This window comes from Gordonia hongkongensis (assembly GCF_023078355.1).
GTDB lineage: Bacteria > Actinomycetota > Actinomycetes > Mycobacteriales > Mycobacteriaceae > Gordonia > Gordonia hongkongensis.
The window spans coordinates 1-26,119 of record NZ_CP095552.1 but is presented as its reverse complement, the minus strand read 5'-3'; the positions used below and the strand labels follow the sequence as shown (position 1 = coordinate 26,119).

Here is a 26,119-nt window from a genome sequence, read left to right as displayed (position 1 = left end):
GCTCAGCGGATGTAGACGAGCCCGTCGTACGCGACGCCCGCGCCGATGCCGAGCCCCAGCGCCACGACGAACAGTGCGGCGAGCGCGATCCAGCCGACGCGACTCGCGGCCTGGGGATTCCGACGACCCGCGGGCAGCACGGCGTCGGGGAGGTACACGATCGCCGCGGTGGCGGCCGCTCCGAAGGCGAGCCCGCCGAGATGCCCGAGGACCGAGATGCCGGGCAGTGAGAACGACAGCACCACGTTGAAGCCGATGATGAGCAGAACCGGGACCGGGGACACGCGGGCCTTGAGGATGATCACGAGCATCGCGCCCATGAGTCCGTAGATGGCTCCGGAGGCTCCTGCGGTCAGGGCGCGGTCGTCCTCGAAGAGCATGACGGCAGCGCTGCCGCCGAGGAGTGCGATCAGGTAGACGGCCAGGTATCGGCCGATGCCGAGGGCGAGTTCGAGATCGCGGCCGAGGATGTAGAGCGACAGCATGTTGACGGCCACGTGCATGACGCTGAAATGCAGGAAGCCCGCGGTGAGGAGACGCCAGTACTCACCAGCTGCGACGTCGCTCTTGAGGAGATCGCCGGCGCCGAAGATCGCCGCACCGCCGGGATCGCCCACTCCGGCCTGGAGAACGCACAGCGCGAAGATCAGCAGGTTGACCGCGATGAGAGCGTACGTGGCGTAGGGCTGCGTCGGGGCCGTGCGGGTGCGCGCCATCACGGGGACACCGCGGCGTGGGCCGCCGAGTGATGGCGATCGTTGCACGCCGTCGTTGCGGAGGCATTCGAGACAGTGCTGGCCGACCGATGCCGGACGCAGGCACTCGGGACACGCCGGCCGCCCGCACCGGCTGCAGGACAGGCCGGTCGGACGGTCGGGATGCCGGTAACACACCGCCCGCTGCGGGGCGGTGTGCTCCGGAGAGGTCAGTTGACCTCGATCTTCTCGATGACGACCTCGTCGAGCGGGCGGTCGCTGCGGTCGGTCGACGTCGTGGCGATCGCGTCGACGACCTGCTGCGAAGCCGGATCGGTGACCTCACCGAAGATGGTGTGGCGACGGTTGAGGTGCGGGGTCGGGCCGACGGTGATGAAGAACTGCGAGCCGTTGGTACCCGGGCCGGCGTTGGCCATCGCGAGCAGGTACGGACGGTCGAACTGCAGCTCCGGGTGGAACTCGTCGCCGAACTGGTAGCCGGGGCCGCCCATGCCGGTTCCGGTCGGGTCGCCGCCCTGGATCATGAAGCCGGAGATGACGCGGTGGAAGACCGAGCCGTCGAAGAACGGGCCGGAGTTGCCGCCGGAGGCGTTGGGCTTGCTGTATTCCTTGCTCCCGTCGGCCAGCCCGACGAAGTTCTCGACCGTCTTGGGTGCGTGGTTCGGGAACAGGTCGACCTTGATGTCGCCGCGATTGGTGTGGATGACTGCGGAGCTTTTCGGTGTAGTCATCCCTCCATCCAACCACTCACCCGGATCCGCTGGTCGGGACATGGCCCCGAGGTGCGCAGATGCACCGGGCGGGGTGGCAGCGCCGCACACCGGCTGGCACTCTTGAGCCCATGTCCAAGAACTACCTCTTGACCGCGCTGGGTGTGGTCGCCGCGTCCGTCACCGCCGCCGTCGTCGCCGGCTCGCTGCGTCGCGCCCGACGCGTGGTGGCCCCGGTGTCCCCGACCGTCCCGCGGATCGAAGAGGTCCGCGAGGCCCTCGCCGAGAGCACCGAGACGCAGGCATCGTGACCCGCCGCGCCCGACTCGGCACCGGACCGCTCGGCGCGCACGGGTAATTTGGTCTCGTGACCTCAGACGACGAGCGCTCCCCGAACCCGCCGCCGGGGTCCGGCGGCGCAGCCGATCGGACCCGCGAGTCCTGGTCGGCGCCCGAGAGCTCCGCACCGGCGAGCAACCCGGCGCCGTGGGAACGGTCCCCCGCACGACCTGCGGGCTCGCCGACCTCGTCGCAGGGAGCCGACGCCCCCGACCGTTCCGACGGCCGGCCGGCGCCCCGCGGTGACTCCGCGCCGCCGCCGGGGGGTCGACCGCCCACCAGACCCGGGCCCCCGCCGGGCCGGCGACCGGCCCCGCCGCGCGGTGACTCGTTCGGGACGTCTGGTCCCTCCGGGGGACCGCACCCGCCCGGTGCGCCGCGTCCGCGGCCGAATGGCCCCGGGCCCGCGCCGGCCCCGATAGCGGGCGCCAACCCCACCGTGCAGCGCCCAGGCGGAAATCCGCCCGGCCCGGGTCCGCGACCGCCGATGCCATCGGGTCCGCCCGGACGCCGGCCCCCGCCCGGTCAACGGCCGGGCCCGGGAGGGGCGCCGTTCGCCAAAGGCACTCCGCCGCAAGGCAATAGGCCCACAGATGGCTCCTCCCGTCCACCCTTCGCCGGGCCCCGGCCGGGTCCAGCGCCGGGCGGACGACCGGACTCCTCCGGTCGGGATTCCGACCGGGACGATCACGCGACACAGGTGGTGGGTGCGGGCGGACTGGCAGTCGGTCTGTCCGGCGATCCGTCCCCTGATACCCGCGTCGTGGACGGTCCCGGCACGGCCGGCGCACCTGCCGCCGACCGCCCGGACACCGAGACCTCGGGCCCTGCCTCCCCGGCGACCCAGGCCTATTCAGCAGTCGAACCCGCCAGAAGTTCGGAGGACAGCGTGGCTCCCCAGTCCGGTGCCGGTCCGCGCGTCAATCGGATGGCGTTGTGGGCCCTGGCGTTGTCGATCCTCGGGATCACCTTCATCGTGGGATTGGTCCTCGGATACCGTGCGCGCACCCAGATCCGGCAGCGTCGCGAGGCGGGTCTCCCCTTCGCCACCGCCGCCATCTGGGTCGGCTGGGCCTACGCCGGGGTCTTCGTCTTCGGGCTGCTCGTCTACGGGTGGATTCTGTTCATCGCCTGACTCCGGACTCACAAGCGGCGAGCCGCCCATCCGGCCCCTGAGGAGCGAACACGTCACCCCTGCTCCCTGAGGAGCGAGCTTGCGAGCGTCTCGAAGGGTCCCCCGCGCCGGCATCACTAACACGGCCGCGAGGAGGGCACACACGAGGAGACCGGCCGTGAGGAGGTACGTGTCGGCGATCGCCGAGGCCAACTCGGGCGCAGCGTCGATGCGTTCGGCGGGACTCAATGACATCGCACCCGCCACTCCCCGACCGTCGACCGCCGGACTGCGCGAATTCATCAGGGCCGCAATGATGGCCGTGATCGCGGCCGACGCCAGCGCGACGGCGAACTGGTTCGAGGTCGTGAGGATGGTCGTGCCGCCCGGGGTGTCTGCGCCCTCGAGGTCGCGGGTGGCGGCCGTCATGGTGGGCAGCATCGTCGCGCCGACACCGATCCCCATGAGAGCGAGGATCGCGACGACGGCCGGGTAGGGGGTCGACTCGTCGAGCAGCGTGGCCATCAGAATCATCGCCGTCGTCGACAGCACGATGCCGCACATCGCAACCCGTCGCGGGTCCACGGAATCGGCGACCCGCGTGGCGATCTGGAGAGTGATGCCGCTCAGGAGCGCGGGGAGGACGAACAGCATGCCCGCGGTCGTGGCCGAATCGGACCGGACCGACTGGACGTAGATGGGCAGGATCGTCATCGACCCGAAGTACGCCCCGGCGAAGAAGATCATCACTACGACGCCACCGCGTAGACGCGCGTGCGCCAGCAACCGGAGATCCAGGACGGGCGTGCGGCTGCGCAGCGATCGTCGGACGAAGTAGCCCAGGAGGACCAGGCCGATACCGACCGGGACAAGTATCGATGCCGCGAGCAGCGACCCGGTGTCCCCGGCGCGGGACAGGCCGAGAACCAGGAACGCCCCGCCCGGTGACAGCGCCGCCACGGCTCGCAGGTCGATGCGCGGCATGCGGCGCGTGGCGGTTCGGGGGAAGAACCGCCACGCCAGGACTGCCGCAATCAGGCCGAGGGGCACGTTCACCGCGAAGACGACGCGCCAGCTGCCGTGGTCGACGAGTACGCCGCCCAGCACCGGACCGAGCACGGGACCGACGAGGGTGGGCAGTCCGAGGATGGCCATCATCCGTCCGCGCAGCGCCTCCGGCACCGCCTGCAGCGCGATGGCCATGCCGACGGGTTGCAGCATCCCACCACCGAGCCCCTGGAGCGCACGAAACACGATGAGACTGCCGATGTTCCAGGACAGGGCGGTGAGGAGCGAACCGAGAACGAAGACCAGGAGGGACGCGCAGTAGACCCGTCGGCCGCCGAAGCGGTTGCTGGCGTAGGCCGACAGCGGCATGACCGCGACAAGGGCCAGTGCATACGCGGTGGTCACCCACTGCACGCTGGACAGCGGCGCGTCGAATTCGGTGGTCAGTTGCGGGAGCGCGACGGTCACGACCGTCACGTCGAGCATCACCATGAGGGTCGGGACGACGAGGATGAGGCCGATGCGCCGGCTCGCCGGGTCGAGTGTGATCACGACGACGAGCACACAACCTCAAGTTCAGTTGAAGTCAAGGGCGGTGTGAAATCCCGCGTCTTGGGGCAAGGTGGAGAGATGCCGGACAACGAGAAGCCCACATGGACCACGACCGACGACGAAGTGAAGGCCGACCCCGACATGCGGAGCGACCCCGACGAGAATGGCGGGCCGGCCTCGGCACTGCCCACCGCAGGGGACACCGAGATCGGCGAGACCGACCGAATCCGGGAAGACAAGGCGTCTTACGACGGAGCGCAGCCACCGGCCGACCACACTGACGAGGGTCACGCGGTCGGCGGATCGGAGGGCACGACCGATGGCCAGTGACACCCCGTCCGGACAGAAACGCACCATCGTGCTCACCGGCGCCAGCGACGGGATCGGCGCAATTGCCGCGCGATCCCTGGCCGGACCCGACACCGATCTCGTCCTCGTCGGACGCTCGGCGAAGAAGCTCGCGCCGATCGCCGCCGAGACCGGTGCGCGGCAGTTCACCGCCGACTTCTCCGCGCTCTCGGAGGTGCGGGATCTCGCCGCCGAGATCAACTCCGCCGTCGGGACCATCGACGTCCTGATGAATAACGCAGGCGGGACGTTCGACGCGTCGCACCGCACGTCCGACGGGCACGAACCCAACTTCCAGATCAACCACCTCGCGCCGTTCCTGCTGACCCACCTCCTGCGGGATCGACTGGCCGCGGCCCCGCAATCGCTCGTCCTGAACACGTCCAGCGTCGGCAACCTCTTCGGGAAGGTCGACCTCGACGACCTGGATTTCGAGAAGCGCCGGACCCTCGCGATGCGGCCCTACGGTACGGCCAAGCTGATGAACATCCTGTTCACACGCGGGATCGCGCAGCGCTGGACCGGTGACAAGATCTATTCCGCCGCAGTGCATCCCGGACCGGCGGCGACGAGCTTCGGCCGCGACTCGCGCTTCGTCGGGCTCGCCTACCGGTCTCCGCTGACGCGCCTGGTGACCATCACCCCCGAGCAGGGAGCCGCCCCGCTCATCGCCCTGGCCGAGCGCGGCGCCGACCCGACGGTCAACGGCGTGTACTTCGATCGCCACAAGGCCAATGGTCGGGAGAACCGTCAGGCCCATGACCAGAAGCTGATCGACGGGTTGTGGCAGCGATCGGCGGAACTCACCGGTTTGACGTGACCTGACCCGTCTCCCCCGGCCTGACCTGGGCCGTGGCCGAAGACGCGGTTGTTCTCTACGTTGGCGGTCGGAGACCGACACCGTCTACCTGGACACAGGAGGTTCAGATGACACGCAACATCCTCTTCATCATGACCGGCGCCGGCAGCTGGACGCTGAATGACGGCTCGAGCCACAAGACCGGGTTCTGGGCCGAGGAGGCCGTCGCGCCGCTGGAAGTGTTCCGCGCAGCCGGCTACAAGGTGACCGTAGCCACTCCGAACGGCGCGAAGCCACCGGTCGACGAGACGAGCCTCGCGGTCGAGAGCATCGGCACACCTGAGCGCGCCGCGGAGATCCGCCACGTCGTGGAGACCGCTCCGGAGCTGCAGAAGCCGATCGCGCTCACCGACGTTCGCATCGCCGACTACGACGCCGTGTTCGTGCCGGGCGGCCACGGACCCATGGAGGACCTGGCCGTCGACGCGGACGCGGGAGCTCTGCTGATAGCGGCCGACGAGGCGCAACTGCCGCTCGGAATCGTCTGTCACGGTCCGGCGATCCTGTTGGCGGCGAACAACTCCGACGGAGTCAACGCGTTCGCCGGCCGCACGGTGACCGGCTTCAGCAACGCCGAGGAGGAACAGGCCGGGCTCGCCGACAAAGCTCCCTGGCTCCTCCAGGATCGGCTCACCCAGGCGGGGTTCAAGGTCACCCTCGCCGAACCGTGGACGGTCCACATCGAGACCGACGGCAACCTGCTGACCGGCCAGAATCCCGCGTCGTCGGAATCCTTGGCACGCACCCTGCTGGATCGCCTCGAGAACGTGCCGCAGGGTTCCAAGTAGCAGGGCACTCACCACCGAGCGCGACGCCTGCCCCACACGGGGGCAGGCGTCGCGCTCGTTCTCAGTGCCGAGAGTCGTACGGCAGCAACGCCATTTCGCGTGCGTTGCGGATCGCGGTGGCTACCTGGCGCTGCTCCTGCGGGTTCAGCCCCGTGAGGCGTCGGCTGCGGATTCTGCCCTTGTCGGACAGGAAATGCCGCAGCAGCGCGACATCCTTGTAGTCCAAGGGATTACGACCGTCGACCCGCACGCCTTGTGCGATGAGCAGGTTCCGCTTGCGCTTCGCCGGCACTTCCTCGCGCTGACGTTGTCTTCTGTTGGCCATCACTGTTCCTCGTAGTCGTGAGTCCGAATCACCAGCTGGACTTCTGGATTCCGGGTAGTTCACCGCGATGCGCGAGTTCACGGAACCGCACGCGGGACAGGCCCGCCTTGCCGATATACCCGCGGGGCCGGCCGTCGACGGCATCCCGGTTGCGCAGCCGAGTCGGACTTGCGTTGCGCGGCAGCCGTTGTAGGCGTCGTAGCGCTTCTGAACGCTCCTCGGGCGTCGAACTGGCTGCGACGCTCGCGCGCTTCAGTTCGGCGCGGAGGTCGGCATACCGCGCGACGACCTCGCGGCGCTGTTCGTTACGGACGATCTTGGACTTCTTCGCCATCAGCGGTCCTCCTTGAAGTCGACATGGGCGCGGGCGATCGGGTCGTACTTACGGAGCACCATCCGGTCGGGATCATTGCGACGGTTCTTCCGGGTCACGTAGGTGTACCCGGTTCCGGCGGTGGAACGCAGTTTGACGATCGGCCGGATCTCGTTGCGTGCCATCAGACTTTCTCCCCACGCGCACGGATCTTGCGCAGCACCGACTCGATGCCGTGTTTGTCGATCGTCGAGATCCCCTTGGCGCTCACGCGCAGCGTCACGTACCGCCCCTCACTGGGCACGTAGTAGCGGCGACGTTGGATGTTCGGGTCCCATCGGCGCGACGTCCGCTTGTGCGAATGCGACACCTGCTTGCCGAATCCCGGTACCCGACCGGTGACCTGGCACCTCTTGGACATGCTGCCTCCTGTTCTTATCGACAATGATTGGCATTAACTGTCCGGTCACGGTACCGCCGTCGAAGCATAAATGGAAATCATTCTCAATAGATCGGAGTGGAGTCGTGCTCGACGATGGACTCGCGAACCGACCGGATGACGCCGGACCGACCGACCATCGAACCCCGGTCGTCCTGGTCACCGGGCTCGACGCGTCGTCGATCCACCGGGTGGGCGATGCGTTGGAGTGCGGCGGCGTCGGCAGCGTCCAGGTACACCACGACCTGACCCAGGTGGAGGATGGCCGCGTCGTCCGGACCCTCAGTTGGCGGGGACCCGACGGTCGTAGCCGACATGACGTCTGCATCGTCGAGTTGGCCCACGGATGCATCTCGTGCACGCTGCGCGAAGACCTGCTCCCCCTGCTCCGGCGACTTCATCGTCGACCGTCGGTGAAGCGGATCGTCCTCACGCTCGATCCCGTCCTGGAACCCGAACAGGTGGTCTGGTCGATCGAGAACGTCATCGTCGCCGACATGCCGGGGTTCGACGACGCCCCGGCGGCCGCCGACGTCCGCGTCGACCTCACCGTTGCCTGTGTGGCCGAGGAGGATTGGCTGACGTCGGCGACGGGCGACCTCTCCCTCGCCGAAGGCGGGCACGTCGCGCTCGACGACGACCGCACGCTCGCTCAGGTGGCGGTCGGACAGGTCGCCTTCGCCGATGCGCTGGTGGTCGCGGCGTGTGACCCGACCTTCCGGGACGCCTGGGCGTCGGCCCGACTCGTCGCCGTCCTCAAACGGCTCGCGCCGAATGTCCCGATGATGTTCGAGTTGCCCCAGCGCCCGATCACCCCGGTTCTCGCCGAGCAGTTGCTCGCCGCGGTGCCCGCACGTTCACGGCGGGGTCGCATCGACGGTCCGCACGATCCCCTGCTCGCCGGCGAACCCCCGTTGGACTCCGACTGCGGGGTGACGTGGGTGGAGTTCCACAGCGATCGACCTCTGCACCCGGGCCGTTTCCACGAGGCGATCGATGCGCTGCTCGACGGGGTCGTGTGTGCGCGTGGCCGACTGTGGATCGCCACCCAACCCGACGAGGCACTGTGGCTCGAGTCGGCCGGCGGCGGGTTGCGTGTCGCCCACGGCGGTCCCTGGCTTGCCTCGATGTCCGACGACGAATTCGCGCAGGTACCCGACGAGCGTCGCGCCCTCGGTGCACTGCGCTGGGACGAAACCTTTGGCGACCGGCACACGTCACTCGTCGCTCTCGTTCACTCCGGCGACCCCGCCGAGATCGAGGAGGCACTCCGTAGCGCGTGCCTCAACGAAGTCGAATTCGCTGCCGGACAACAGTTCTGGTCGACCTTCGACGATCCCTTCGGCGGGTTCCACGCCGACCCGTGCGACGACCTCGAGGTCTCCGAGTCGACCGTGGACGCGGCACCGGGCCTCGACTCCTCGGACCAGCGGGACAACTGACGTTCCACCCATCTCCTGAAAGGCACCATCATGAAGAAGGGCATTCACCCCGACTACCACCCCGTCGTCATCCGCGACGGTTCGACGGGCAAAGAGTTCATCACGCGCTCGACCGCGACGTCGGCGACGACGGTCACCTGGTCCGACGGCAACGAGTACCCGCTCATCACCGTCGACGTCACCAGCGATTCGCACCCGTTCTACACCGGGGTCAACACGATCCCCGACGTCGCCGGCCGGGTCGAGAAGTTCCGCCGTCGCTACGCGCACTTGGAGAAGAGGAACGACTGAGGGTCGTCGCCGGACGACGTCAGTTCTTGTCGTCCTTCGGTTTCCCGTTCCCCTTGGTCTCGCTGTTGCCACCGCCGCTGCTGCCCCTGCCGCTGTTGCCCCGCCCGTTTCCATCGCTTCCGCGCTCCTCGGCCTGGGTCGCGTCGATCTCCGTCGCGCCGGTCGGGACAGGGATCGGCGGGGGCGGCGCGTCGACTGTGCTCGGCGGAGTCGGGCGGGATTCGGTGGTCGAGGGCTCGGCGGCCGGCAAGGAGGTCGGGGTCGACGGAACAGGTGTGTCGTCGTCGGATCCGGTGACGACGACGGCGACGAGCAGGGCGGTCAGCAGAACTGCGGCGCCACCCAGCACCGCGATCGACGTTCGACGTCGGGACCGGTTCGGCCCTCCCGGAAGCGGCGCCGTTCCCGAGGCCAGCGCAGGTGGTGGGATCAGTGGCGGCAGCGGCGCCGTGAGGCGATTCGTCGCTGCGTCCGGGCCGGGGTGGTCGCCATGTCCGGCCAACGCCGCGCTCATCGCCGCGGCACTCGGAAACGGCACGGTGTCACCCGGACGCATCGCCCGGTCGATCGTCTCGCGCAGTGTCGGCGCGACATCCGGACGGATGTCGGCCAACAGGGGCGGCGGCGCGTGCAGGATGGCGTGTGCCACGGCGGCAGGGTTGTCGTAGTCGTAGGCTCGGCGACCCGTCAGCGCCTCATACGCGACGATCGCAGCTGCGTAGAGATCGTCGGCCGGTGTCGCCGCCCGGCCCACCACGCGACTGGGACTGAGATAGCAGATCGTGCCGACCACTTCTCCCGTCGCCGTGTGCGCCATCCCGGCGGTCTTGGCGATGCCGAGGTCGGCCACCTTCACCCGGTCGCCGGACATGAGCAGATTCGCGGGTTTGATGTCGCGGTGCAGCACGCCGGCGGAATGGGCGGCGTTCAGGGCGGCCAGGACGTCGTCGAGGATTGCCGTGACTCGGTGGGGCGGCAACGGCCCGCCGACCATGAGGTCGCCGACCGTTGTGCCACTCAGCCGTTCCATCACGATGTACGGCGTCCCGCCGTGTTCACCGAAGTCGTGGACGGCGACGATGTTGGGGTGGTTGAGTGCCGCGGCCGCCCTCGCCTCCGCAGCGAATCTGTCACGTGCGACCGTCGGGGTCTCCGGCTCTGAGCGCAGGAGTTTGATGGCGACCGATCGGTGGAGTCGCCGGTCCCACCCGTCGTAGACCACTGCCATGCCGCCTCGGCCGAGAACTTCCCGGATCTCGTAGCGTCCGTCGAGCAGGTCTCGGTCCACCTGTTCACGGTAGCGGGTGCCATGCCCAGCCATCGTCGACCCGAAGTCGGGGCCGGACGGCGTGATCTCAGCCCGGCAGCAACCCGTCGACCAGCGCGTCGACGATGTCGTCGACCGGCACATCCGGGAGCAGCGGACCGGTCAGCTGGTCCAGCAGGAGGCCGTCGACGGCGTAGTGGAAGAGGGCGATCTCCCGGGCCGTCCCCGGCAGGCCGGCTTGTTCGTTGAACGCCACGTCCCCGGTGAACCCGGTCCGACGCCATTCGCCGATGATCTCCGCGACCTCTGGGCGTCGAATTCCTTCCAACCGGAGTTCGATCAGTGCGATGGTGACAGTCCGGTTTGCCATCAGACGCTCGACGATGTTGCGGAGATACTCGGCGAAGAGCTCCCGCGTCGGTGTGCGTCCGGCCCGCTCAGCGATGAACTCGTCGCTCGGTGCCAGTCGCTCGTAGATGCGCTCCACCAATCCGGTGAGAAGTGCTGAGCGAGAACGGAAGTAGTTCGTCGTCGTACCGAGGGGCACGCCGGCGGCACGGTCCACCGCGCGGTGGGTGAGTCCCCGCGCGCCGGCGTCGGCAAGCACTTCGAGACCCGCGTCGGCCAGCGCCCGTCGGCGGTCATCGTTGCGAGCCATGAGAAAACGATAGCGCAACCACTACATGTGTTGTAGTTTCTCAACCACTACATCTGAAGTGATTGGGGAACAGCATGCGTGAACTCGTGTACTACGTGGCCGTGAGTCTCGACGGGTATATCGCCGGACCGGACGGCCAGTTCGACGCCTTTCTGATGGAGGGCGATCACATGGACGGCATCAACGAGCGGTTCGCCGACACCATCCCGACCGACTACGCCGCCGCACGCGGGATCGACCAGAGCACAGGGATGTTCGACACCGTCCTGATGGGAGCCGGTACCTATGCCGCCGGGTTGCCTGAGGTGACGAGTCCGTATCGTCACCTCGACCAGTACGTCTTCACCCATCGTCGACGCGACCCGGTGGACGGTGTGACGTTCACCGACCGCGACCCGGTCGAGGTGGTACGCGAACTCAAACAGATCGAGGGGAAAGACATCTGGCTCTGCGGCGGCGGCAACCTCGCGACGCAGCTGGCCGAGGAGATCGACCGGTTCGTTCTCAAACGTCAGCCGGTGATGTTCGGGAGTGGAATTCCGCTGATGGCGCCCGGCCGGTACGCGCCCAGGAGGTTTCGCCGCGTCACTGGTCACGACTTCGACACCGGGGTGTCGATCGTCGAATACGCCGCGACGTAGGGGCGGACCTACCTCAGCACCGAGAGCGCGTCGTCGAGTGAGACCAGGTCGGCCATCGTCACTATTCTCTTGGCGCCATGGAGTTCCGTCGCGGCGCGGATGGCGGCCAGCGCCGTCAGTCGGCCCGTGGCGTCGGACTGCCCCGTCCCGGAGGCCTCCCGACGCTCACCGGTGCGCCGATTCTCGGCGATGACGTGCCAGGCATCGGAACCAAGGGGAGGCGCCCACGTCAGCGTGCCGCGCAACGCCGGCACCCGCCCGATCAGGCCGAGCGCCGCGGTCATCGGGGCCGAGCTGAGAGTGAGATACGAGCGGATGTGACCCGGCCGGTTGTCGAGAAGGACATGGTCGGGGAAGTCCGCGCGCAGATATCGTCTGCCATGTCCGTCGGGTCCGGTGGCGCGCCGGGTCTCACCGAGGTTGCGGACTTTCCCGCCTTCGGGCGGGCGGTGGACATCGGTGCCGATCAGACCGACCGTCCAGGCGACCGCCGCCGGGCCATGTTTCTCCCCCGCCCCCAGCATCACGAGCACGTCGAGGTCGTCGCCGGGCCGAGAATCGAGTGCGGCGGTCAGGATCGTGCTGAGCCCGGGCGCGAGGCCTGCCCCCAGGACGATGGGTCCGGCCGCGGTCGCACGCAACGCATCGAGGTAGGCGCCAGACGCCGAGATGTCCACGAGCGGCGTTGGTCCGATCGCGGTGCCGAGTTCCGCGCGTTCGACGCCGGACGCATTGACGACGACGTCATGTCCAGCGGCGAGGTCGCGTAGTGCCGCGAGATCCTCGCGTAGATCGAGCCGAACATCGGCGCTCGCTGCTCGGCTCGTCGTGGTCACGAGATGGCCATCCACCTCGAGCTCGCGTCTTACGACGGCGCCCACCGCACCGCGCCCGCCGAGCAGGAGGACCCGCAGGTCCTCACGGTTGTTCGATTCGCTCATAGACACCACTTCCAGTTCGCGATTGCCTGACAATCATGCTCGACGCCGAGCACGTCCTAGGACCCGACGAGACGGCCCAGTTCGATCCGACGACTCCTTACTGGTACGGAGCGGCTGACGACAACCCGGTCGAGATCCTGCATCTGTTTGGTCGTACCGCGACCGGCCGGGGTCGCGCTTTGTCGATGGAAGTAGAGCTAACGGCACGGTGTCGTCCTTTCGGAAGGGCGGTCTGTACGGCGCGCCATAGCGTTTAAAAGTTATGACTCCAGTAGGTACAGGCTCTCCCATGTCATACTTATGCATAATCTTCTTATGGACACGCGCGCTCTCATAGCCGACGGCGAGAACTTCACCACTGAGTTCAAGCGTTCGGATATCAACGACAAGGAGCTCACGAAGGCTGTCGCCTGTCTCGCCAACGGCGACGGAGGCGTTCTGTTGGTTGGCGTAGACGACAACGGCATCGTGGTTGGTGCACAACCGCGTCACGGCCGGACTACCGACCCGGCGCGGGTTGGTGCATACATCCAAGCCAATACCGAGCCTGCGCTCGCGGTGGGCGTTCGGTTGGAGAGCGTCGACGGTCAAGAGATCATCCGGATTGATGTTCCCCGCGCCGACCCTGGCCCCGTCGGCACGAAGTTGGGAGTCTTCACCAAGCGCGTGATCAAGTCTACGGGCGAGCCAGAATGCGCCCCTATGACCGCGCATGAGATTGTCAGCATGGGCATGATCACCCGCGGTCAGGATTTCGCAGCCTCTGCAGCGTGGGACGCAACCCTGACTGACCTCGATCCGTTTGAGTTCAATCGTTTTCGTCGGATGTGCCTTGCGTCGGGAGACGATCTTGCAGACCTCTCCGACCCAGATATACTCCGGGCTCTCGGGCTCGTACCTTTGTCCGCCCCGGTCAGCATCGGGGCAGTCCTTCTCTTCGGAACTGGGTCCGCGGTGCAACGATGGGTCCCAAACGCTGAAGTGTTGTTCCAAGACGTACGCAGCGGGCACCCACCCACAAACATCCAAATGGTGGAACCACTACTAAAGACGGCTGAGAAGCTGCGCGACCTCGTAGATGCACAGAACACAGTCACGGAAGTCATGGCTGGGCTCCTGCGTGTTGAAGTTCCACTCATCCCATCGATCACTCGTCGGGAAGCTGTCGCGAATGCGTTGGTACACCGCGACTACACCGCTGTTGGTCCCATACGGTTGCAGCTGACGGACGGCAGTTTCGTGGTCTCCAGTCCGGGCGGATTTCCACCGGGCGTCACCACGCAGAACATTCTTGACCAGTCCAGACCTCGAAGCCTGATTCTCGCTGGAGCGTTCAAACGCGCCGGCTTGGTCGAGAGGAAGGGCAAGGGTGTCAATGACATGTTCGAACAGCAGCTAAGGGCCGGACGAGACGTCCCTGACTACTCACACAGCACCAGCGACTCGGTTGTGGTCACCGTCCCCCTCGGAAACGCAGACCTGGATCTGGTTCGTTTCTTACTCACATGGGAGAACGAACACCAGCAACCACTGAGCCTCGACGAGTTGCGGATTGTCCACGAGGTGAAGACTTCGGGCTCGGCGACGTAGCGAAGTCGCTGAGGAGTTGCATCTCATTCCTGCGAGCACCAGGACTAGCCTTGGGCAGCTCGTCGAGAGGGGCATCCTCGAGTCTCGCGGTGTCGGTCGCAGTCGGAAATACCACCTGACCGCGCGCTTCTACGATCTTGCGCAAGATCGCAACGCCTACGTGCGTGTGAAAGGCGTCGATCCGCTCCAGCAGGAACGAATGATCCTAGACTATGTGGCCGCGTACGGTTCGATAACCCGTAGTCAGGCCGCCGAGCTCTGCCAGACCATCCCGCCTCAAGCCCGCTCGGTACTGAAGCGGCTGGTGGAAGACGGCCGACTGATTCTGGTAGGGCAACGTCGCGGTTCACGCTATGTGCTACCAGACTGAATGAGCGATAACTCCGCGGGCCAGCATTTGTGGAGCCTAGGAGATTCGAACTCCTGACATCTGCCTTGCAAAGGCAGCGCTCTACCAACTGAGCTAAGGCCCCGTGCCGTCCCGATCGGTTCGGCGGGATGCGAGATTCCGATGTCCGAAAACATCTGTCGCAGTGGGCCTAGGAGGACTTGAACCTCCGACCTCTTCGTTATCAGCGAAGCGCTCTAACCGCCTGAGCTATAGGCCCTTGAACCGAGGAGTGAGATTACCCGACCGATGCCCCAACAAACAAAACGGCTGGTCAGGCGCTCACTCAATCGAGGTCGGCGAGAGTCACCTCGGCGCCGCCGACGAGGTCGGCACAGATGTTGTAGATGTAGCTGCCGATCGTCGCGAGCGCGGTCAGCAGGATGGCGTTGATGGCGCCCAGAAGCGCCGCGGCGCCGAAGACGGTGCCCGCCCCGATCACGTCGTTACTCGCGGCCGATTCCTCCGCCATGAGCGTTCCGAAGCTGTTGTTCACCTGATCCCACACGCCCATGCCGTCGAGGATGAGGTACAGCACGGCGACGGAAATCATCCAGATGAAGAACCCGACCACCGACAGCACGGCCGCGACCTTGAACGTCGCCCACGGGTCGATCCGACGCACCTGCACCGAGGCGCGCAGCGCGGTCCCGGCGGCGAGTACCTGGCGAGGCGCCGACCGCGGTGCGGAGGGCTTGGATCCCGGCGCCTGTGCCGTCTCGGGTCGCTTCAGGTCCGCCGTGTGGTGGATCTGATCGAGGTCGGGCAGATCGTTCTCCGGAAGGTGTCCGCGGTCGATCGTGCTGGTGGGTGACTCGACGAAGCCGGGTTCCTCGGTCGCCGTCGCCGTACCCGATCGGCGCGGACTCTCCAGCTTGGTCACCGGGGCCTGCTGGCCGCTCATGCTGGCGGCAGCGGTGCCGCTGTTCGTCACGACGCCACGCGGCGGCGGGCCGCCCGGGTTGTTCAGCGGCGGGCCGGCTGGGCCCTCGCCGGTGCTCGGACGCTGGGCGGCGTCGCGGTTGAACGTCTCGGTCGGGGCGGCCGACGGATCGTCGGCCGGCCCCCGCTGCCACGGCGGCACCAGTCCCCCGGTCGGGGTTCCCGTTCCGGGTCCCGCCGGTCCCCCGGCGGGGCGCCCGTTCTGGTCCTGATGCGGCTCGTTCGATGTGCTCACAGACATTCCCTCACTCAGGCGTTCCTGACGTTGCTCGCTCGGCGCCGGGTCCGAGCCCGCCGTTCCCCGACCCGTCGACTCGCGACGGGTCGAGCAACAGTGGCCTTCACCCTAACGCCTAGGAAGAGACCTCTGTCTCGTCCGGCTCGTCGGCGTTGCGGGCGATGGCGATGACCGTGGTGCCCTCGTCGATGTTCATCAGACGGACACCCTTGGTCTGGCGTCCGGCCTTGCGCACCGATTTCGCCGTGGTGCGGATGACTCCGCCCCCCGAGGTGATGGCGTAGAGCTCGGAGTCGTCGTCGACGATGAGCGCGCCGATGAGTTCACCGCGCCGGCGATCGTGGGCGATGGTGAGCACGCCCTTGCCGCCGCGACCCTGGACCGGGTAGTCGTCCATGCCGGTGCGCTTGGCGTAGCCACCCGACGTCGCGACGAGCAGGTAGGTGTCATCGCGGACCACGTTGAGCGACAACAGGGTGTCGTCGGCGTTGAACCGCATGCCCTGCACACCCGAGGTCTGCCGGCCCATCGGCCGCAGGGTCTCGTCGTCGGCGTGGAAACGGATGGACTGGCCCTTCTGCGAGACGAGCAGCAGATCATCGTCGGAGGAGCACAGCTGCGCGCCGACCAGTTCGTCCTCGCCGCGCAGGTTGATCGCGGCGATACCGCCGGAGCGGTTGGAGTCGAAGTCGACGAGCTTGGACTTCTTCACCAGGCCGTTGCGGGTGGCGAGCACCAGGTACGGCGCGTCCTCGTAGGTCTTGAGCTGGATGACCTGCGCGATACGCTCCTCCGGCTGGAAGGCCAGGAGGTTGGCGACGTGCTGACCGCGCGCGGTGCGGTTGGCCTCGGGCAGTTCGTAGGCCTTCGCCCGGTAGACCCGACCCTTGGTGGTGAAGAACAGGATCCAGTCGTGGGTCGAGCAGACGAAGAAGTGCTTGACGATGTCGTCCTGCTTGAGACCCGCACCCTGAACACCCTTGCCGCCGCGACGCTGGCTGCGGTAGAGGTCGGTCTTGGTCCGCTTGGCGTAGCCGGTCTCGGTGATCGTGACGACGACGTCCTCGCGGGCGATCAGATCCTCGTCGCTGACGTCGCCGTCGGCCGCGATGATCTTGGTACGACGCTCGTCGCCGTACTTCTCGACAACCTCCTTGAGCTCGTCACGCACGATGGCGCGCTGACGCTCCGGCTTGTCCAGGATGTCCTTGTAATCGGCGATCTCGAGCTCGATCTCGGCGAGTTCGTCGACGATCTTCTGGCGTTCCAACGCCGACAGGCGGCGCAGCTGCATCGCCAGGATGGCGTCGGCCTGGATCTCGTCGATGTCGAGCAGCTCGATGAGGCCCGTGCGCGCGGTGTCGGTGTTGGCCGACCGGCGGATCAACGCGATCACTTCGTCAAGTGCGTCAAGGGCTTTCACCAGGCCGCGCAGGATGTGCGCGCGTTCCTCTGCCTTGCGCAACCGGTACCGGGTGCGGCGCACGATGACGTCGATCTGATGCGCCACGTAGTAGCGGATCATCTGGTCGAGACGCAGGGTGCGGGGTACGCCGTCGACGATGGACAGCATGTTGGCGCCGAAGCTGGTCTGCAGCTGGCTGTGCTTGTACAGGTTGTTCAGCACGACCTTCGCGACCGCGTCACGACGCAGCGTGACGACGATGCGCATGCCGACGCGGTCCGAGGACTGGTCCTCGATCCGGCTGATGCCCTTGAGCTTTCCTTCGTTGACCTGCTCGGCGATCGACTGGATCAGGTTGTCCGGGTTGACCTGGTAGGGCAACTCGGTGACCACCAGCGTGGTGGTTCCCTTGTTCTCCTCGATGTCGACGACGCTGCGCATGCGGATGCTGCCGCGGCCGGTGGTGTAGGCGTCCTTGATCCCCTGGCTGCCGACGATCAGTCCGGCCGTGGGGAAGTCGGGTCCCTTGATGCATTCCATACAGGCGGCGAGAGTGGTCTCGTCGTCGGCATCGTGGTGTTCGAGAGCCCAGAACACCGCGTCGGCAACCTCGTTGAGGTTGTGCGGCGGCATGTTGGTGGCCATACCGACGGCGATACCGCCGGATCCGTTGATCAGCAGGTTCGGGATACGCGACGGCAGGACCGTCGGTTCATTCGTCTTGCCGTCGTAGTTGGGGACGAAATCGACTGTCTCCTCGCCGATGTCGCGCAGCATCTCCATGGCCAGCGGGGTGAGCCGGGCCTCGGTGTAACGCATCGCCGCGGCACCGTCGTTGCCCCGCGAGCCGAAGTTGCCCTGACCGTCGATGAGCGGGTACCGCATTGACCACGGCTGGGCGAGGCGCACCAGGGCGTCGTAGATCGCGGTGTCGCCGTGCGGATGGTAGTTACCCATCGTCTCCGCAACGGGTTTCGCCGATTTGACGTAGCTGCGGTCCGGGCGGAACCCGGCGTCGAAGGACGCGTAGAGGAGGCGGCGGTGCACCGGCTTGAGACCGTCGCGGACCTCGGGGAGCGCACGGCCCACGATGACGCTCATCGCGTAGTCGATGTAGCTCTTCTGCATCTCCTGCCCGAGATCGACGGGCTCAATGCGATCGCCTTCACCGCCGGCGGGCGGCAGGGTGGTGTCAGTCATGTGTGTACTTTCTCCGATCGGAGCGGAATCGCAGGAACCCGCGATCAGACATCGAGGAAGCGAACGTCTTTCGCGTTGCGGGCGATGAAGCTGCGTCGGGCGGCGACGTCCTCACCCATCAGGATGGAGAACAGTTCGTCGGCGGCCGCGGCGTCGTCGAGGGTGACCTGGCGCAGGACACGCACGGCCGGGTCCATCGTGGTCTCCCACAGTTCCTTGGCGTTCATCTCACCGAGACCCTTGTACCGCTGGATGCCGTCGTCGGTGTTGATCTTCTTGCCCGCCGCACGACCGGCCTCGAGCAGTCCGTCCCGCTCGCGGTCGGAATAGGCGAACTCCGGAGCCGACTTCTGCCACTTGAGCTTGTACAGCGGCGGCATCGCGAGAAACACGTGACCGTGCTCGATGAGCGGCCGCATGAAGCGGAACAGCAAGGTGAGCAGGAGGGTCGAGATGTGCTGACCATCGACGTCGGCGTCGGCCATCAGCACGATCTTGTGATAGCGGAGCTTGCTGATGTCGAACTCGTCGTGGATGCCCGTGCCGAAGGCGGTGATGATCGACTGGACCTCGGTGTTCTTGAGCACCCGGTCGATTCGCGCCTTCTCGACGTTGATGATCTTGCCGCGCAACGGAAGGATCGCCTGGTACATCGAGTCGCGGCCCGACTTGGCGCTGCCGCCGGCCGAGTCGCCCTCCACGATGTAGACCTCGCACTTGCCGGGATCGTTGCTGCGGCAGTCGGCGAGCTTGCCGGGGAGGCCACCGATGTCGGTGGCGGTCTTGCGGCGCACCAGATCGCGGGCGTTGCGCGCTGCCATCCGGGCCCGCTGCGACTCGACGATCTTCTTGATGATCGTCTTCGCCTCGGCCGGGTTGGCCTCCAGCCAGTGTCCGAGGTGTTCACTGCAGACGCGCTGGACGAATCCCTTGACCTCGGTGTTGCCCAGCTTGGTCTTGGTCTGGCCCTCGAACTGCGGATCCCCGACCTTCACCGAGATCACTGCGGCGAGGCCCTCGCGGATGTCGTCACCCGAGAGGCGGTCTTCCTTCTTGTCCTTGATGAGCTTCTTGTCCACCGCGTACTTGTTCACGGTGAGGGTCAGCGCGGCGCGGAAACCCTCTTCGTGGGTACCACCCTCGTGGGTGTTGATGGTGTTGGCGAAGGTGTGGACCGATTCGGAATAACCTGCGTTCCACTGCATCGCGACCTCGACCTCGTGGCCGGTGCCCTGGCCGGTGAAGCCGACGACGGTGGTGTGGATCGACTGCTTGGTCCGGTTGAGGTGCTTGATGTAGTCGACGAGCCCGTCGGGGTAGTGATAGGTACGGGTCTTCGGCTTGGCCGCGGCGGCGGCCTTCTCTTCCTCGGACTTCACCACCTCGGCGGCCTCGGTGGTGCCGCTCTCCTCGTCACCGTCGGCGTCACCCGGCGGCTCGATGGCCTGCGGACGCTGATCGGTCAGCGTGATGGTGAGCCCCTTGTTCAGGAAGGCCATCTCCTGCAGACGACGCGCCACGGTCTCGGCGTTGAATCGGGTGGTCTCGGTGAAGATCTCGGGGTCCGGCCAGAACCGCACCGTGGTGCCGGTCTTGCGCGTCGGGGTCCCCTTCTCGAGGGCGCCGGGTGTCGCGTAGGTGTAGGTCTGCTCCCAGTTGAATCCGTCGTTCTGGATCTCCAGTTCCACCTTGGTGGACAACGCGTTGACCACCGAGATGCCGACGCCGTGCAGACCACCGGACACCGCATAGGCGTCGGAGTCGAACTTGCCTCCGGCGTGCAGCTGGGTCATGACGACCTCGACCGTCGGCACGCCCGTGCGGTGCATGCCGGTCGGGATGCCGCGGCCGTCGTCGACGACCTGGACACCGCCGTCGGCCAGGAGGGTCACGTCGACGCGCGAGGCGAAGCCGGCCATCGCCTCGTCGACCGAGTTGTCGACGACCTCCCAGATCAGGTGGTGCAGCCCTCGCTCACCGGTGGATCCGATGTACATGCCGGGCCGTTTGCGGACGGCTTCCAGACCTTCGAGGATGTTGATCGAATCGGCGCCATACTCTGACGGCTTCTTCTTGTTCTTCTTCGGTCCGGTGTCGTTGGTGTCGGCCACGAGGTGCGTCCGCTCCTGTTCTGCTCATCGACGGATCAGGTGGTCTCCGGATCCGTCGTCGATCCTTCTCGACGGGGCACACGGCGGTTGCGCGCACAGGAATACCCGGTGGGTACATCCGGGTAGCCTGGAGGCGCTGTCTGTCTGCTGTTGTGCACCCCTGTCGGGACAACTCTCCACAGTGTACTGCCTGACTCGCCCTGGAACGCGCATCCGGGGCCGCTAACAGGCCCTCAGAACGATTTTTTTGCCTCGATCCCGGTTCGATCGTGGCTTGGGGATGGAAAACGGCCCACGAGGCTCTGCAACTAGTAAAGTGCGGTCGACTCTGCTAGCGGCGCGTCAGCCGTAGGTGTCGCGTGGGCCGCGCCCGCGCACATGCCGTTCACCCTTACGCCACGACGGGCCCTTCGGACCGCTGATCCGCAACGAGGTGACCTGGCCGTTGCCGATGGCGGCCGCGATCTTGGCGAGGATCTGGGATTGGATGTAGCGAAGTTGCGTCGCCCACGCCGTCGACTCGGCCTGCACGTGGAGGACGTTGTCGCGCAACGCAACCGGCTTCGCATGAGCCGCGATGTCCGAACCGACGATCTGTTCCCACATCCCGAACAGGGTGCCTTCGCCGATCTTCTCCTGCCACCCGCGATCCTTCGCCAGCCCGCCGACCAGCCGGCCGAAGGGCTGCGGATCCCGCGGATCCGGACCGGAGCCGGACCAGCGTCGACGCCCCTGGGATCCGCGCGGGACCCGACGGACGGGCGACGCCCGGCCCCGGCCGACCGACTTACCCGCGGCGCGGGCCTGTGCCCGGGCCTCCTCGAGCGCCTTGCGGGCACGTTCGTACCCGCCGAGTTCGCCGGGCGGTGTCGGCCGTGGTGCGGGGTCGGCGGGATCCGGGGACCCGGACGGTCGATCGTCACTCATGGGCTTCCTCCCCCGCTGCCGTCACATCGTCGAGCGCGCCGTCGACGATGTGCGACCGTCGGCCCGCGTCGTCGTCGACCACATCGACGCCGATCCGCCGGCCACCGATACGCCCGGGGATGTCCTCGGCGACGGCGGCGGTGATGAGGAGTTGCTCGGCGTCGGCGGTGAAATCGACGAGTTGCGCGCGCCGCTTGGCGTCGAGTTCGGCGAACACGTCATCGAGCATGATCACCGGCTCGACACCTTCGGCGCGGGTGAGCTCGACGGAGCCGAGGCGCAGAGCCAGGGCCAACGACCAGGATTCCCCGTGTGAGGCAAAGCCTTTCGCGATATCGCTGCCGAGGACGATGTCGATGTCGTCGCGATGCGGACCGACGAGACACAGGCCCCGCTCGATCTCCTTGTCGCGCAACTCCGTCAGGCGTAGTGCCAGCGCGTCGGCGATCGCCTCGGGTGTGTGTTCCTCGATCTCCACACCGCCGGCGGGACGATACCGGAGCACGGCCGGCCGTGAATGCGGCGCGATCGACGCATACGAGCCGGTGAAGTGCGGCTCGAGCTCGGCGAGCACCGACAACCGTGCGGCGATCACCTGACCGCCGAGATCCGCGAGCTGACCGTCCCAGACATCGAGCGTGCTGACCACCGAATCTGCCTGTTGCCCACCACGTCTCAGCGCCGCGGCGGCAGTCTTGAGCAAGGCCGACCGCTGACGCAGGACCCGGTCGTAGTCCGCGCGGGCGGCGGCGAAACGGGGACCCCGCTGCGCGACGAGCTCGTCGACGAAGCGTCGGCGGTCGCTCGGATCACCACGCACCAGGGACAGGTCCTCCGGCGCGAACAGCACCGTACGGAGGATGCCGAGCAGGTCGCGGGGCCGCCGCGCCGGGCTGCGGTTGATGGTCGCCTTGTTGGCGCCCTCGGCATTGATCCGCAGCTCGGCGGTCAGCTCACGGCCGTCGTTCTCGACCGTCGCGGTCACCGACGCCGACGCCGATCCCGCGTGTACGAGCGGTGCATCGGAACTCACCCGGTGTGAGCGCAGCGTCGACAGATAGAACAGCGCCTCGAGCAGATTGGTCTTGCCGAAGCCGTTGCGGCCGGTGAAGACCGTCGGCCCGGGTACCAGATCGAGGTCGACGGCCCGCCACGATCGGAAATCGCGCAGATGCAGCTCACGGACGAACACGAGTCGGCGTCGATCCTGAGGACGGTGAGGCCGTGGCGGCCGTCAGCCCGGGAGGCGGACGGGCATCAACAGGTAGCTGAACGCGCTCTCGGGAGCGACGAAGGCGCCGGACTCGTCCGCGACCGGATCCTCTCCGCTGGCCGGACGGAGCACGGCAGGCCGGCTGGGGGTGGTGAATCCGAAGTCCACCGCGTCGGCGTTGATCGCCGACAATCCGTCCTGCAGGTACCCGGGGTTGAACGCGATCGTGAGGGGCTCACCCTGGAACGACACGGGCAGCTCTTCCTCGGCCTTGCCGGCCTCGTCGCCGCCCGCGGTGAGCAGCACGGATCCCTCGGAGAACTCCATCCGGACCTGCGCGCCGCGCTCGGCGACCAGGGCCACACGGCGGATCGCCTCGATCAGCGGGCCGCTGTCGATGGTGGCGACGGCGGTGTGGCTGGCCGGGAGGAGCTGACGGAACTTCGGGAACTCCGCGTCGAGCAGGCGGGTGGTGGTCTTCTTGGTCTCGCCGAGGATGCCGAGGATGCCGTCGGATCCGATGGCCGCGCCACCACCGAACGCCAGCGAGACGACGCCGGTGCCCTCGGCACCTGCGGTCTTGGCGCTCTCCGAGAGCGTCTTGGCGGGCACCAGGACGGCTCCCTTGGTGTCGGGATCGGAAGGCTCCCACTGCAATTCACGCACAGCGAGCCGGAAACGGTCGGTCGCGGCGAGGACGACGGAGTTGCCCTCGATCTCGACGCGGACACCGGTGAGCATGGGCAGGGTGTCGTCCTTGCCGGCCGCCACGGCCACCTGCGAGATCGCCTCGGCGAAGAGCTGCGACGGGATCGTTCCGGTGACGGAGGGCACGTCGGGCAACTGCGGGTAGTCCTCGACCGGCATCGTCGGGAGCGAGAACTTCGCGCTGCCACAGGTGATCGCGACGCGTGCGCCGTCGAGGGTCACGTCGACCGGCTTGTTCGGCAGGGCCTTGGTGATGTCGGCGAGGAGCCGACCGGAGACCAGGACCTGTCCGGGCTCGGCGACCTCCGCGCCCAGATTTTCCTGGGCCGAGACCTCGTAGTCGAAACCCGAGACGGTCAGGCCCGTTTCGCCGACGTTGAGCACCACACAGCCGAGAACCGGGACGGGCGGACGAGACGGGAGACTGCGGGCCACCCAGGCGACGGAATCAGCGAACTCGTCACGCGCGACACGAAACTTCATGCTGGGAGGTTGCCCTTCTCTCGTTCTCGTTCCCGCCTGGATCGCCGGGTCGGCGCCGCAGTGGGTCGGCCGGCCTGGAGTGGGATCCCGCATCCGGGAATCCCACTGTAGAACGCCGCCGCCCGAGCCGGAGTGGTTGGGGCCAAGTCAGACCGTCGTCGGAGCCGGCCGTGGGCGACCCGATCGGCGACGGTCTGTGCACAGACCTTCTTACAAAAGAATCTCTTTCTAGAGGGATCCATCTCAGTAATAGGAGTTGTGCAATCTGTGGACAACCATGACATCGGGCCAGTCCGGGCGGGTGTGGACGTGTGCATGACCGGTGGAGCAACGTCGAGCGGATCCGTCCGGGGATGTGGAGTTCTCATGTTGTTCGCTCGGCGTCCACCGGCGATGCACATGCCGACCCCGCTTATCCCAAGGATTGTGCACAGCTGGTGATCGATCGTGAGCAGGGTCGATGTCGGCCGAATCCGACTGCGGGAAGGCGGTCCACGGTGTCGAAGACTCTCGACCTAAGGACCAGACTTGGCATTCGGAGGGGCCATCGCAGTCGCCATCGGATGCCACTGCGGGCGGCGGAACACCCCCGGACGACCGCACCCCCGGGCCGTCGTGGCCTCGGGGGTGCGGAGAGCTGTAGGTGTGCGCGTGTCAGCCCACGGCGCGCTGCTTGATGCGGGCGGTGAGTTCCTGGACGTGGTCGTACACCCGGCGGCGCTCGGCCATCTCCTTGCGGATCTTCCGTTCGGCGTACATGACCGTCGTGTGATCGCGGTCGAAGGTCTCGCCGATCTTCGGCAGCGAGAGGTCGGTGAGCTCACGACACAGGTACATGGAGATCTGGCGGGCCTGGGCGATCGACCGTGTCTTACCGGGACCTCGTAGTTCCTCGACAGAGATGTCGAAGTACTCGGCGGTGATCGCGAGGATGCTCGCCGCGCTGACCTCCAGGGTCCCCGAGTTGGGCAGCAGGGCCTGCAGGACGACGTCGGCCAGGGACTTGTCGAGAGCGGCGTCGTTGAGCGACGCGAACGCCGTCACGCGGATGAGTGCACCCTCGAGTTCACGGATGTTGCGCTCGATCTTCGACGCGATGAGTTCGAGTACATCGTCGGGAACCGCGATGTTGTCCATCTGCGCCTTCTTGCGCAGAATCGCGATCCGGGTCTCCAGATCGGGCGGCTGGACATCGGTGATCAAGCCCCACTCGAACCGTGTACGAAGCCGATCTTCCAGTGTCGCAAGCTGTTTCGGCGGTCGATCAGAGGATATGACGATCTGCTTGCTCGCGTTGTGCAGGGTGTTGAAGGTGTGGAAGAACTCTTCCTGGATACCTTCTTTGCCCACGAGGAACTGGATGTCATCGACCAGCAGCACATCGACGTCGCGATACCGGCGCTTGAACGCCACCCGCCGGTCGTCGCGGAGCGAGTTGATGAAGTCGTTGGTGAATTCCTCGGTGGACACGTACTTGACCCGCATGCCCGGGAAGAGGCGCTGCGCGTAATGGCCCGCGGCGTGCAGCAGGTGCGTCTTGCCGAGTCCGGACTCTCCCCAGATGAACAGTGGGTTGTAGGCCCGGGCGGGGGCTTCCGAGACCGCCACCGCCGATGCGTGCGCGAACCGGTTCGACGCGCCGATGACGAAGGTGTCAAAGGTGTACTTGGGGTTGAGGTTTGCGCCGGTGGCCGGCGGCGTCGAGGTGGGCCGCTCGGCGAAGTACGACGCCCAGTCGCCGGACGGGCGCGTCGACTCCGGCATGTGGGACGGCGCGCGGCCCGCGCCCACGGGGGCGGCCGTGTAGTCGACTGCTGCGGCCGCTCCGGCGATGGGCCGTACGTCGGGAACCGGTGTTTCCGCCACCGGCTCGTCGTTGCGCGGGGTGGCGATACGGACGCCGAGATCGACGGGTTCGTCGAGGTGACGGCTGAGAACCGAGCGGATGGTCTCGCGGAGATTGCGTTCGATCTGTTCCTGGACCAGCGCCGTCGGCACGGTCAGCAGGGCGAAGCCTTCGGTGAGGGTCAGGGGTCGAACCAGTGACAGCCACGCCTTCTGCTGGCGTGTCAGTGGTTCGTGGTCGCGTGCGGCTTCGTCGTCGTTGAGTTCGGCGACGACCTGTTGCCACACTTCGCCGAAAGTGTCTCGGTCTGAAGTCAC

Annotated in this window: 26 protein-coding genes, 2 tRNA genes and 1 pseudogene; 10 read left to right on the top strand and 19 right to left on the bottom strand. The window is 66.9% G+C overall.

Annotated elements, in window-relative coordinates; translation table 11 throughout:
* Window positions 1-2 precede the first annotated feature (2 nt).
* Together MVF96_RS00145 and MVF96_RS00140 are read right to left on the bottom strand one after the other, a co-directional pair.
* On the bottom strand, window positions 3-716 hold the full coding sequence (locus MVF96_RS00145) for a rhomboid family intramembrane serine protease (protein WP_247450729.1): 714 nt from the start codon (window positions 714-716) through the stop codon (window positions 3-5).
* A 209-nt stretch (window positions 717-925) separates the two neighbouring features.
* Entirely contained in the window at window positions 926-1,447 is a 522-nt protein-coding gene (locus MVF96_RS00140; protein ID WP_058253011.1) for a peptidylprolyl isomerase, read from the bottom strand.
* A 110-nt stretch (window positions 1,448-1,557) separates the two neighbouring features.
* Here MVF96_RS00140 and MVF96_RS00135 point away from each other — a divergent pair, with 110 nt between their 5' ends.
* Both MVF96_RS00135 and MVF96_RS24520 read left to right on the top strand, forming a co-directional pair.
* Window positions 1,558-1,737, top strand: a complete 180-nt coding sequence (locus MVF96_RS00135; protein ID WP_211540287.1) for a hypothetical protein — start codon at window positions 1,558-1,560, stop codon at window positions 1,735-1,737.
* A 515-nt stretch (window positions 1,738-2,252) separates the two neighbouring features.
* The gene (locus MVF96_RS24520) at window positions 2,253-2,900 is read left to right on the top strand and encodes a DUF4190 domain-containing protein (RefSeq protein WP_336287436.1); all 648 of its coding nucleotides are present in this window, start codon (window positions 2,253-2,255) and stop codon (window positions 2,898-2,900) included.
* Window positions 2,901-3,194: 294 nt separating this feature from the next.
* Here MVF96_RS24520 and MVF96_RS00125 read toward each other — a convergent pair.
* Window positions 3,195-4,439, bottom strand: a pseudogene (locus MVF96_RS00125) (DHA2 family efflux MFS transporter permease subunit); the annotation flags it as partial.
* 78 nt (window positions 4,440-4,517) lie between these two features.
* Between MVF96_RS00125 and MVF96_RS00120 the strand changes: the two are divergent.
* From MVF96_RS00120 to MVF96_RS00110, 3 genes are all read left to right on the top strand, one after another.
* Window positions 4,518-4,769 (top strand): hypothetical protein, encoded by a 252-nt coding sequence (locus MVF96_RS00120; RefSeq protein WP_068970751.1) that lies wholly within the window; start codon window positions 4,518-4,520, stop codon window positions 4,767-4,769.
* Window positions 4,759-5,607 (top strand): SDR family NAD(P)-dependent oxidoreductase, encoded by an 849-nt coding sequence (locus MVF96_RS00115; protein ID WP_068970750.1) that lies wholly within the window; start codon window positions 4,759-4,761, stop codon window positions 5,605-5,607. The genes MVF96_RS00120 and MVF96_RS00115 overlap by 11 nt, the downstream gene beginning before the upstream one ends.
* Before the next feature lie 107 nt (window positions 5,608-5,714).
* A complete protein-coding gene (locus MVF96_RS00110) occupies window positions 5,715-6,434 on the top strand; it encodes a type 1 glutamine amidotransferase domain-containing protein (protein WP_058253007.1) in 720 nt (239 codons plus the stop codon).
* A gap of 61 nt (window positions 6,435-6,495) precedes the next feature.
* Here the strand turns inward: MVF96_RS00110 and rpsR are convergent, their stop codons facing one another.
* The 4 genes from rpsR to rpmB are packed head-to-tail and all read right to left on the bottom strand — an operon-like array spanning window position 6,496 to window position 7,493.
* Complete coding sequence (gene rpsR, locus MVF96_RS00105; protein WP_247450726.1) at window positions 6,496-6,759, bottom strand: 30S ribosomal protein S18; 264 nt, start codon at window positions 6,757-6,759, stop codon at window positions 6,496-6,498.
* Window positions 6,760-6,787: 28 nt separating this feature from the next.
* Complete coding sequence (rpsN, locus tag MVF96_RS00100; protein ID WP_058253005.1) at window positions 6,788-7,093, bottom strand: 30S ribosomal protein S14; 306 nt, start codon at window positions 7,091-7,093, stop codon at window positions 6,788-6,790.
* Window positions 7,093-7,257, bottom strand: coding sequence for a 50S ribosomal protein L33 (gene rpmG, locus MVF96_RS00095; RefSeq protein ID WP_004020951.1), 165 nt, complete (start codon window positions 7,255-7,257; stop codon window positions 7,093-7,095). The genes rpsN and rpmG overlap by 1 nt, the downstream gene beginning before the upstream one ends.
* Entirely contained in the window at window positions 7,257-7,493 is a 237-nt protein-coding gene (rpmB, locus tag MVF96_RS00090) for a 50S ribosomal protein L28 (RefSeq protein ID WP_004020952.1), read from the bottom strand. Before rpmB ends, rpmG begins: the two co-directional genes overlap by 1 nt.
* Before the next feature lie 104 nt (window positions 7,494-7,597).
* On the opposite strand from rpmB, the gene mrf reads away from it, so the two are divergent.
* Both mrf and MVF96_RS00080 read left to right on the top strand, forming a co-directional pair.
* Window positions 7,598-8,953, top strand: coding sequence for a ribosome hibernation factor-recruiting GTPase MRF (mrf, locus tag MVF96_RS00085; protein WP_247450724.1), 1,356 nt, complete (start codon window positions 7,598-7,600; stop codon window positions 8,951-8,953).
* 30 nt (window positions 8,954-8,983) lie between these two features.
* Entirely contained in the window at window positions 8,984-9,244 is a 261-nt protein-coding gene (locus tag MVF96_RS00080) for a type B 50S ribosomal protein L31 (RefSeq protein WP_247450722.1), read from the top strand.
* A 19-nt stretch (window positions 9,245-9,263) separates the two neighbouring features.
* Here the strand turns inward: MVF96_RS00080 and MVF96_RS00075 are convergent, their stop codons facing one another.
* Both MVF96_RS00075 and MVF96_RS00070 read right to left on the bottom strand, forming a co-directional pair.
* Window positions 9,264-10,532 (bottom strand): serine/threonine-protein kinase, encoded by a 1,269-nt coding sequence (locus tag MVF96_RS00075; RefSeq protein ID WP_247450720.1) that lies wholly within the window; start codon window positions 10,530-10,532, stop codon window positions 9,264-9,266.
* A gap of 67 nt (window positions 10,533-10,599) precedes the next feature.
* Entirely contained in the window at window positions 10,600-11,169 is a 570-nt protein-coding gene (locus MVF96_RS00070; RefSeq protein WP_137809129.1) for a TetR/AcrR family transcriptional regulator, read from the bottom strand.
* Window positions 11,170-11,243: 74 nt separating this feature from the next.
* Here MVF96_RS00070 and MVF96_RS00065 point away from each other — a divergent pair, with 74 nt between their 5' ends.
* The gene (locus MVF96_RS00065) at window positions 11,244-11,810 is read left to right on the top strand and encodes a dihydrofolate reductase family protein (RefSeq protein WP_078114058.1); all 567 of its coding nucleotides are present in this window, start codon (window positions 11,244-11,246) and stop codon (window positions 11,808-11,810) included.
* 8 nt (window positions 11,811-11,818) lie between these two features.
* Here the strand turns inward: MVF96_RS00065 and MVF96_RS00060 are convergent, their stop codons facing one another.
* Window positions 11,819-12,751, bottom strand: a complete 933-nt coding sequence (locus tag MVF96_RS00060; protein WP_078114057.1) for an NAD(P)-dependent oxidoreductase — start codon at window positions 12,749-12,751, stop codon at window positions 11,819-11,821.
* A gap of 315 nt (window positions 12,752-13,066) precedes the next feature.
* Here MVF96_RS00060 and MVF96_RS00055 point away from each other — a divergent pair, with 315 nt between their 5' ends.
* Both MVF96_RS00055 and MVF96_RS00050 read left to right on the top strand, forming a co-directional pair.
* Window positions 13,067-14,341, top strand: a complete 1,275-nt coding sequence (locus MVF96_RS00055) for an RNA-binding domain-containing protein (RefSeq protein WP_247450718.1) — start codon at window positions 13,067-13,069, stop codon at window positions 14,339-14,341.
* Window positions 14,342-14,357: 16 nt separating this feature from the next.
* Window positions 14,358-14,711 carry a DNA glycosylase AlkZ-like family protein gene (locus MVF96_RS00050; protein WP_247450716.1) on the top strand — a complete coding sequence of 118 codons (354 nt, stop codon included), beginning with the start codon at window positions 14,358-14,360 and terminating at the stop codon, window positions 14,709-14,711.
* A 30-nt stretch (window positions 14,712-14,741) separates the two neighbouring features.
* On the opposite strand, the gene MVF96_RS00045 is transcribed toward MVF96_RS00050, so the two are convergent.
* The 9 genes from MVF96_RS00045 to dnaA all read right to left on the bottom strand — a co-directional run bounded on the left by MVF96_RS00045 (window position 14,742) and on the right by dnaA (window position 26,119).
* A tRNA-Ala gene (locus MVF96_RS00045) sits at window positions 14,742-14,814 on the bottom strand.
* A gap of 61 nt (window positions 14,815-14,875) precedes the next feature.
* A tRNA-Ile gene (locus MVF96_RS00040) sits at window positions 14,876-14,949 on the bottom strand.
* 66 nt (window positions 14,950-15,015) lie between these two features.
* Entirely contained in the window at window positions 15,016-15,906 is an 891-nt protein-coding gene (locus tag MVF96_RS00035; protein ID WP_247450714.1) for a DUF3566 domain-containing protein, read from the bottom strand.
* 118 nt (window positions 15,907-16,024) lie between these two features.
* A complete protein-coding gene (gene gyrA / locus MVF96_RS00030; RefSeq protein ID WP_247450712.1) occupies window positions 16,025-18,514 on the bottom strand; it encodes a DNA gyrase subunit A in 2,490 nt (829 codons plus the stop codon).
* A 44-nt stretch (window positions 18,515-18,558) separates the two neighbouring features.
* Entirely contained in the window at window positions 18,559-20,625 is a 2,067-nt protein-coding gene (gene gyrB / locus MVF96_RS00025) for a DNA topoisomerase (ATP-hydrolyzing) subunit B (RefSeq protein WP_068970742.1), read from the bottom strand.
* Between the two features lie 342 nt (window positions 20,626-20,967).
* Complete coding sequence (locus tag MVF96_RS00020; protein ID WP_065630837.1) at window positions 20,968-21,552, bottom strand: DUF721 family protein; 585 nt, start codon at window positions 21,550-21,552, stop codon at window positions 20,968-20,970.
* The gene (gene recF, locus MVF96_RS00015) at window positions 21,545-22,744 is read right to left on the bottom strand and encodes a DNA replication/repair protein RecF (protein WP_247450710.1); all 1,200 of its coding nucleotides are present in this window, start codon (window positions 22,742-22,744) and stop codon (window positions 21,545-21,547) included. The genes MVF96_RS00020 and recF overlap by 8 nt, the downstream gene beginning before the upstream one ends.
* Window positions 22,745-22,786: 42 nt before the next feature.
* Window positions 22,787-23,956, bottom strand: coding sequence for a DNA polymerase III subunit beta (gene dnaN, locus MVF96_RS00010; protein WP_058252995.1), 1,170 nt, complete (start codon window positions 23,954-23,956; stop codon window positions 22,787-22,789).
* A 654-nt stretch (window positions 23,957-24,610) separates the two neighbouring features.
* On the bottom strand, window positions 24,611-26,119 hold the full coding sequence (dnaA, locus tag MVF96_RS00005; protein WP_068970745.1) for a chromosomal replication initiator protein DnaA: 1,509 nt from the start codon (window positions 26,117-26,119) through the stop codon (window positions 24,611-24,613).

What these genes read in the sequence shown, in the direction of transcription:
- MVF96_RS00145 (WP_247450729.1), bottom strand. Translation starts at nt 716, where the DNA reads ATGGCGCGCACCCGCACGGCCCCGACGCAGCCCTACGCCACGTACGCT.
- MVF96_RS00140 (WP_058253011.1), bottom strand. Translation starts at nt 1,447, where the DNA reads ATGACTACACCGAAAAGCTCCGCAGTCATCCACACCAATCGCGGCGAC.
- MVF96_RS00135 (WP_211540287.1), top strand. Translation starts at nt 1,558, where the DNA reads ATGTCCAAGAACTACCTCTTGACCGCGCTGGGTGTGGTCGCCGCGTCC.
- MVF96_RS24520 (WP_336287436.1), top strand. Translation starts at nt 2,253, where the DNA reads ATGCCATCGGGTCCGCCCGGACGCCGGCCCCCGCCCGGTCAACGGCCG.
- MVF96_RS00120 (WP_068970751.1), top strand. Translation starts at nt 4,518, where the DNA reads ATGCCGGACAACGAGAAGCCCACATGGACCACGACCGACGACGAAGTG.
- MVF96_RS00115 (WP_068970750.1), top strand. Translation starts at nt 4,759, where the DNA reads ATGGCCAGTGACACCCCGTCCGGACAGAAACGCACCATCGTGCTCACC.
- MVF96_RS00110 (WP_058253007.1), top strand. Translation starts at nt 5,715, where the DNA reads ATGACACGCAACATCCTCTTCATCATGACCGGCGCCGGCAGCTGGACG.
- rpsR (WP_247450726.1), bottom strand. Translation starts at nt 6,759, where the DNA reads ATGGCCAACAGAAGACAACGTCAGCGCGAGGAAGTGCCGGCGAAGCGC.
- rpsN (WP_058253005.1), bottom strand. Translation starts at nt 7,093, where the DNA reads ATGGCGAAGAAGTCCAAGATCGTCCGTAACGAACAGCGCCGCGAGGTC.
- rpmG (WP_004020951.1), bottom strand. Translation starts at nt 7,257, where the DNA reads ATGGCACGCAACGAGATCCGGCCGATCGTCAAACTGCGTTCCACCGCC.
- rpmB (WP_004020952.1), bottom strand. Translation starts at nt 7,493, where the DNA reads ATGTCCAAGAGGTGCCAGGTCACCGGTCGGGTACCGGGATTCGGCAAG.
- MVF96_RS00080 (WP_247450722.1), top strand. Translation starts at nt 8,984, where the DNA reads ATGAAGAAGGGCATTCACCCCGACTACCACCCCGTCGTCATCCGCGAC.
- MVF96_RS00070 (WP_137809129.1), bottom strand. Translation starts at nt 11,169, where the DNA reads ATGGCTCGCAACGATGACCGCCGACGGGCGCTGGCCGACGCGGGTCTC.
- MVF96_RS00065 (WP_078114058.1), top strand. Translation starts at nt 11,244, where the DNA reads ATGCGTGAACTCGTGTACTACGTGGCCGTGAGTCTCGACGGGTATATC.
- MVF96_RS00060 (WP_078114057.1), bottom strand. Translation starts at nt 12,751, where the DNA reads ATGAGCGAATCGAACAACCGTGAGGACCTGCGGGTCCTCCTGCTCGGC.
- MVF96_RS00055 (WP_247450718.1), top strand. Translation starts at nt 13,067, where the DNA reads ATGGACACGCGCGCTCTCATAGCCGACGGCGAGAACTTCACCACTGAG.
- gyrA (WP_247450712.1), bottom strand. Translation starts at nt 18,514, where the DNA reads ATGACTGACACCACCCTGCCGCCCGCCGGCGGTGAAGGCGATCGCATT.
- MVF96_RS00020 (WP_065630837.1), bottom strand. Translation starts at nt 21,552, where the DNA reads ATGAGTGACGATCGACCGTCCGGGTCCCCGGATCCCGCCGACCCCGCA.
- dnaN (WP_058252995.1), bottom strand. Translation starts at nt 23,956, where the DNA reads ATGAAGTTTCGTGTCGCGCGTGACGAGTTCGCTGATTCCGTCGCCTGG.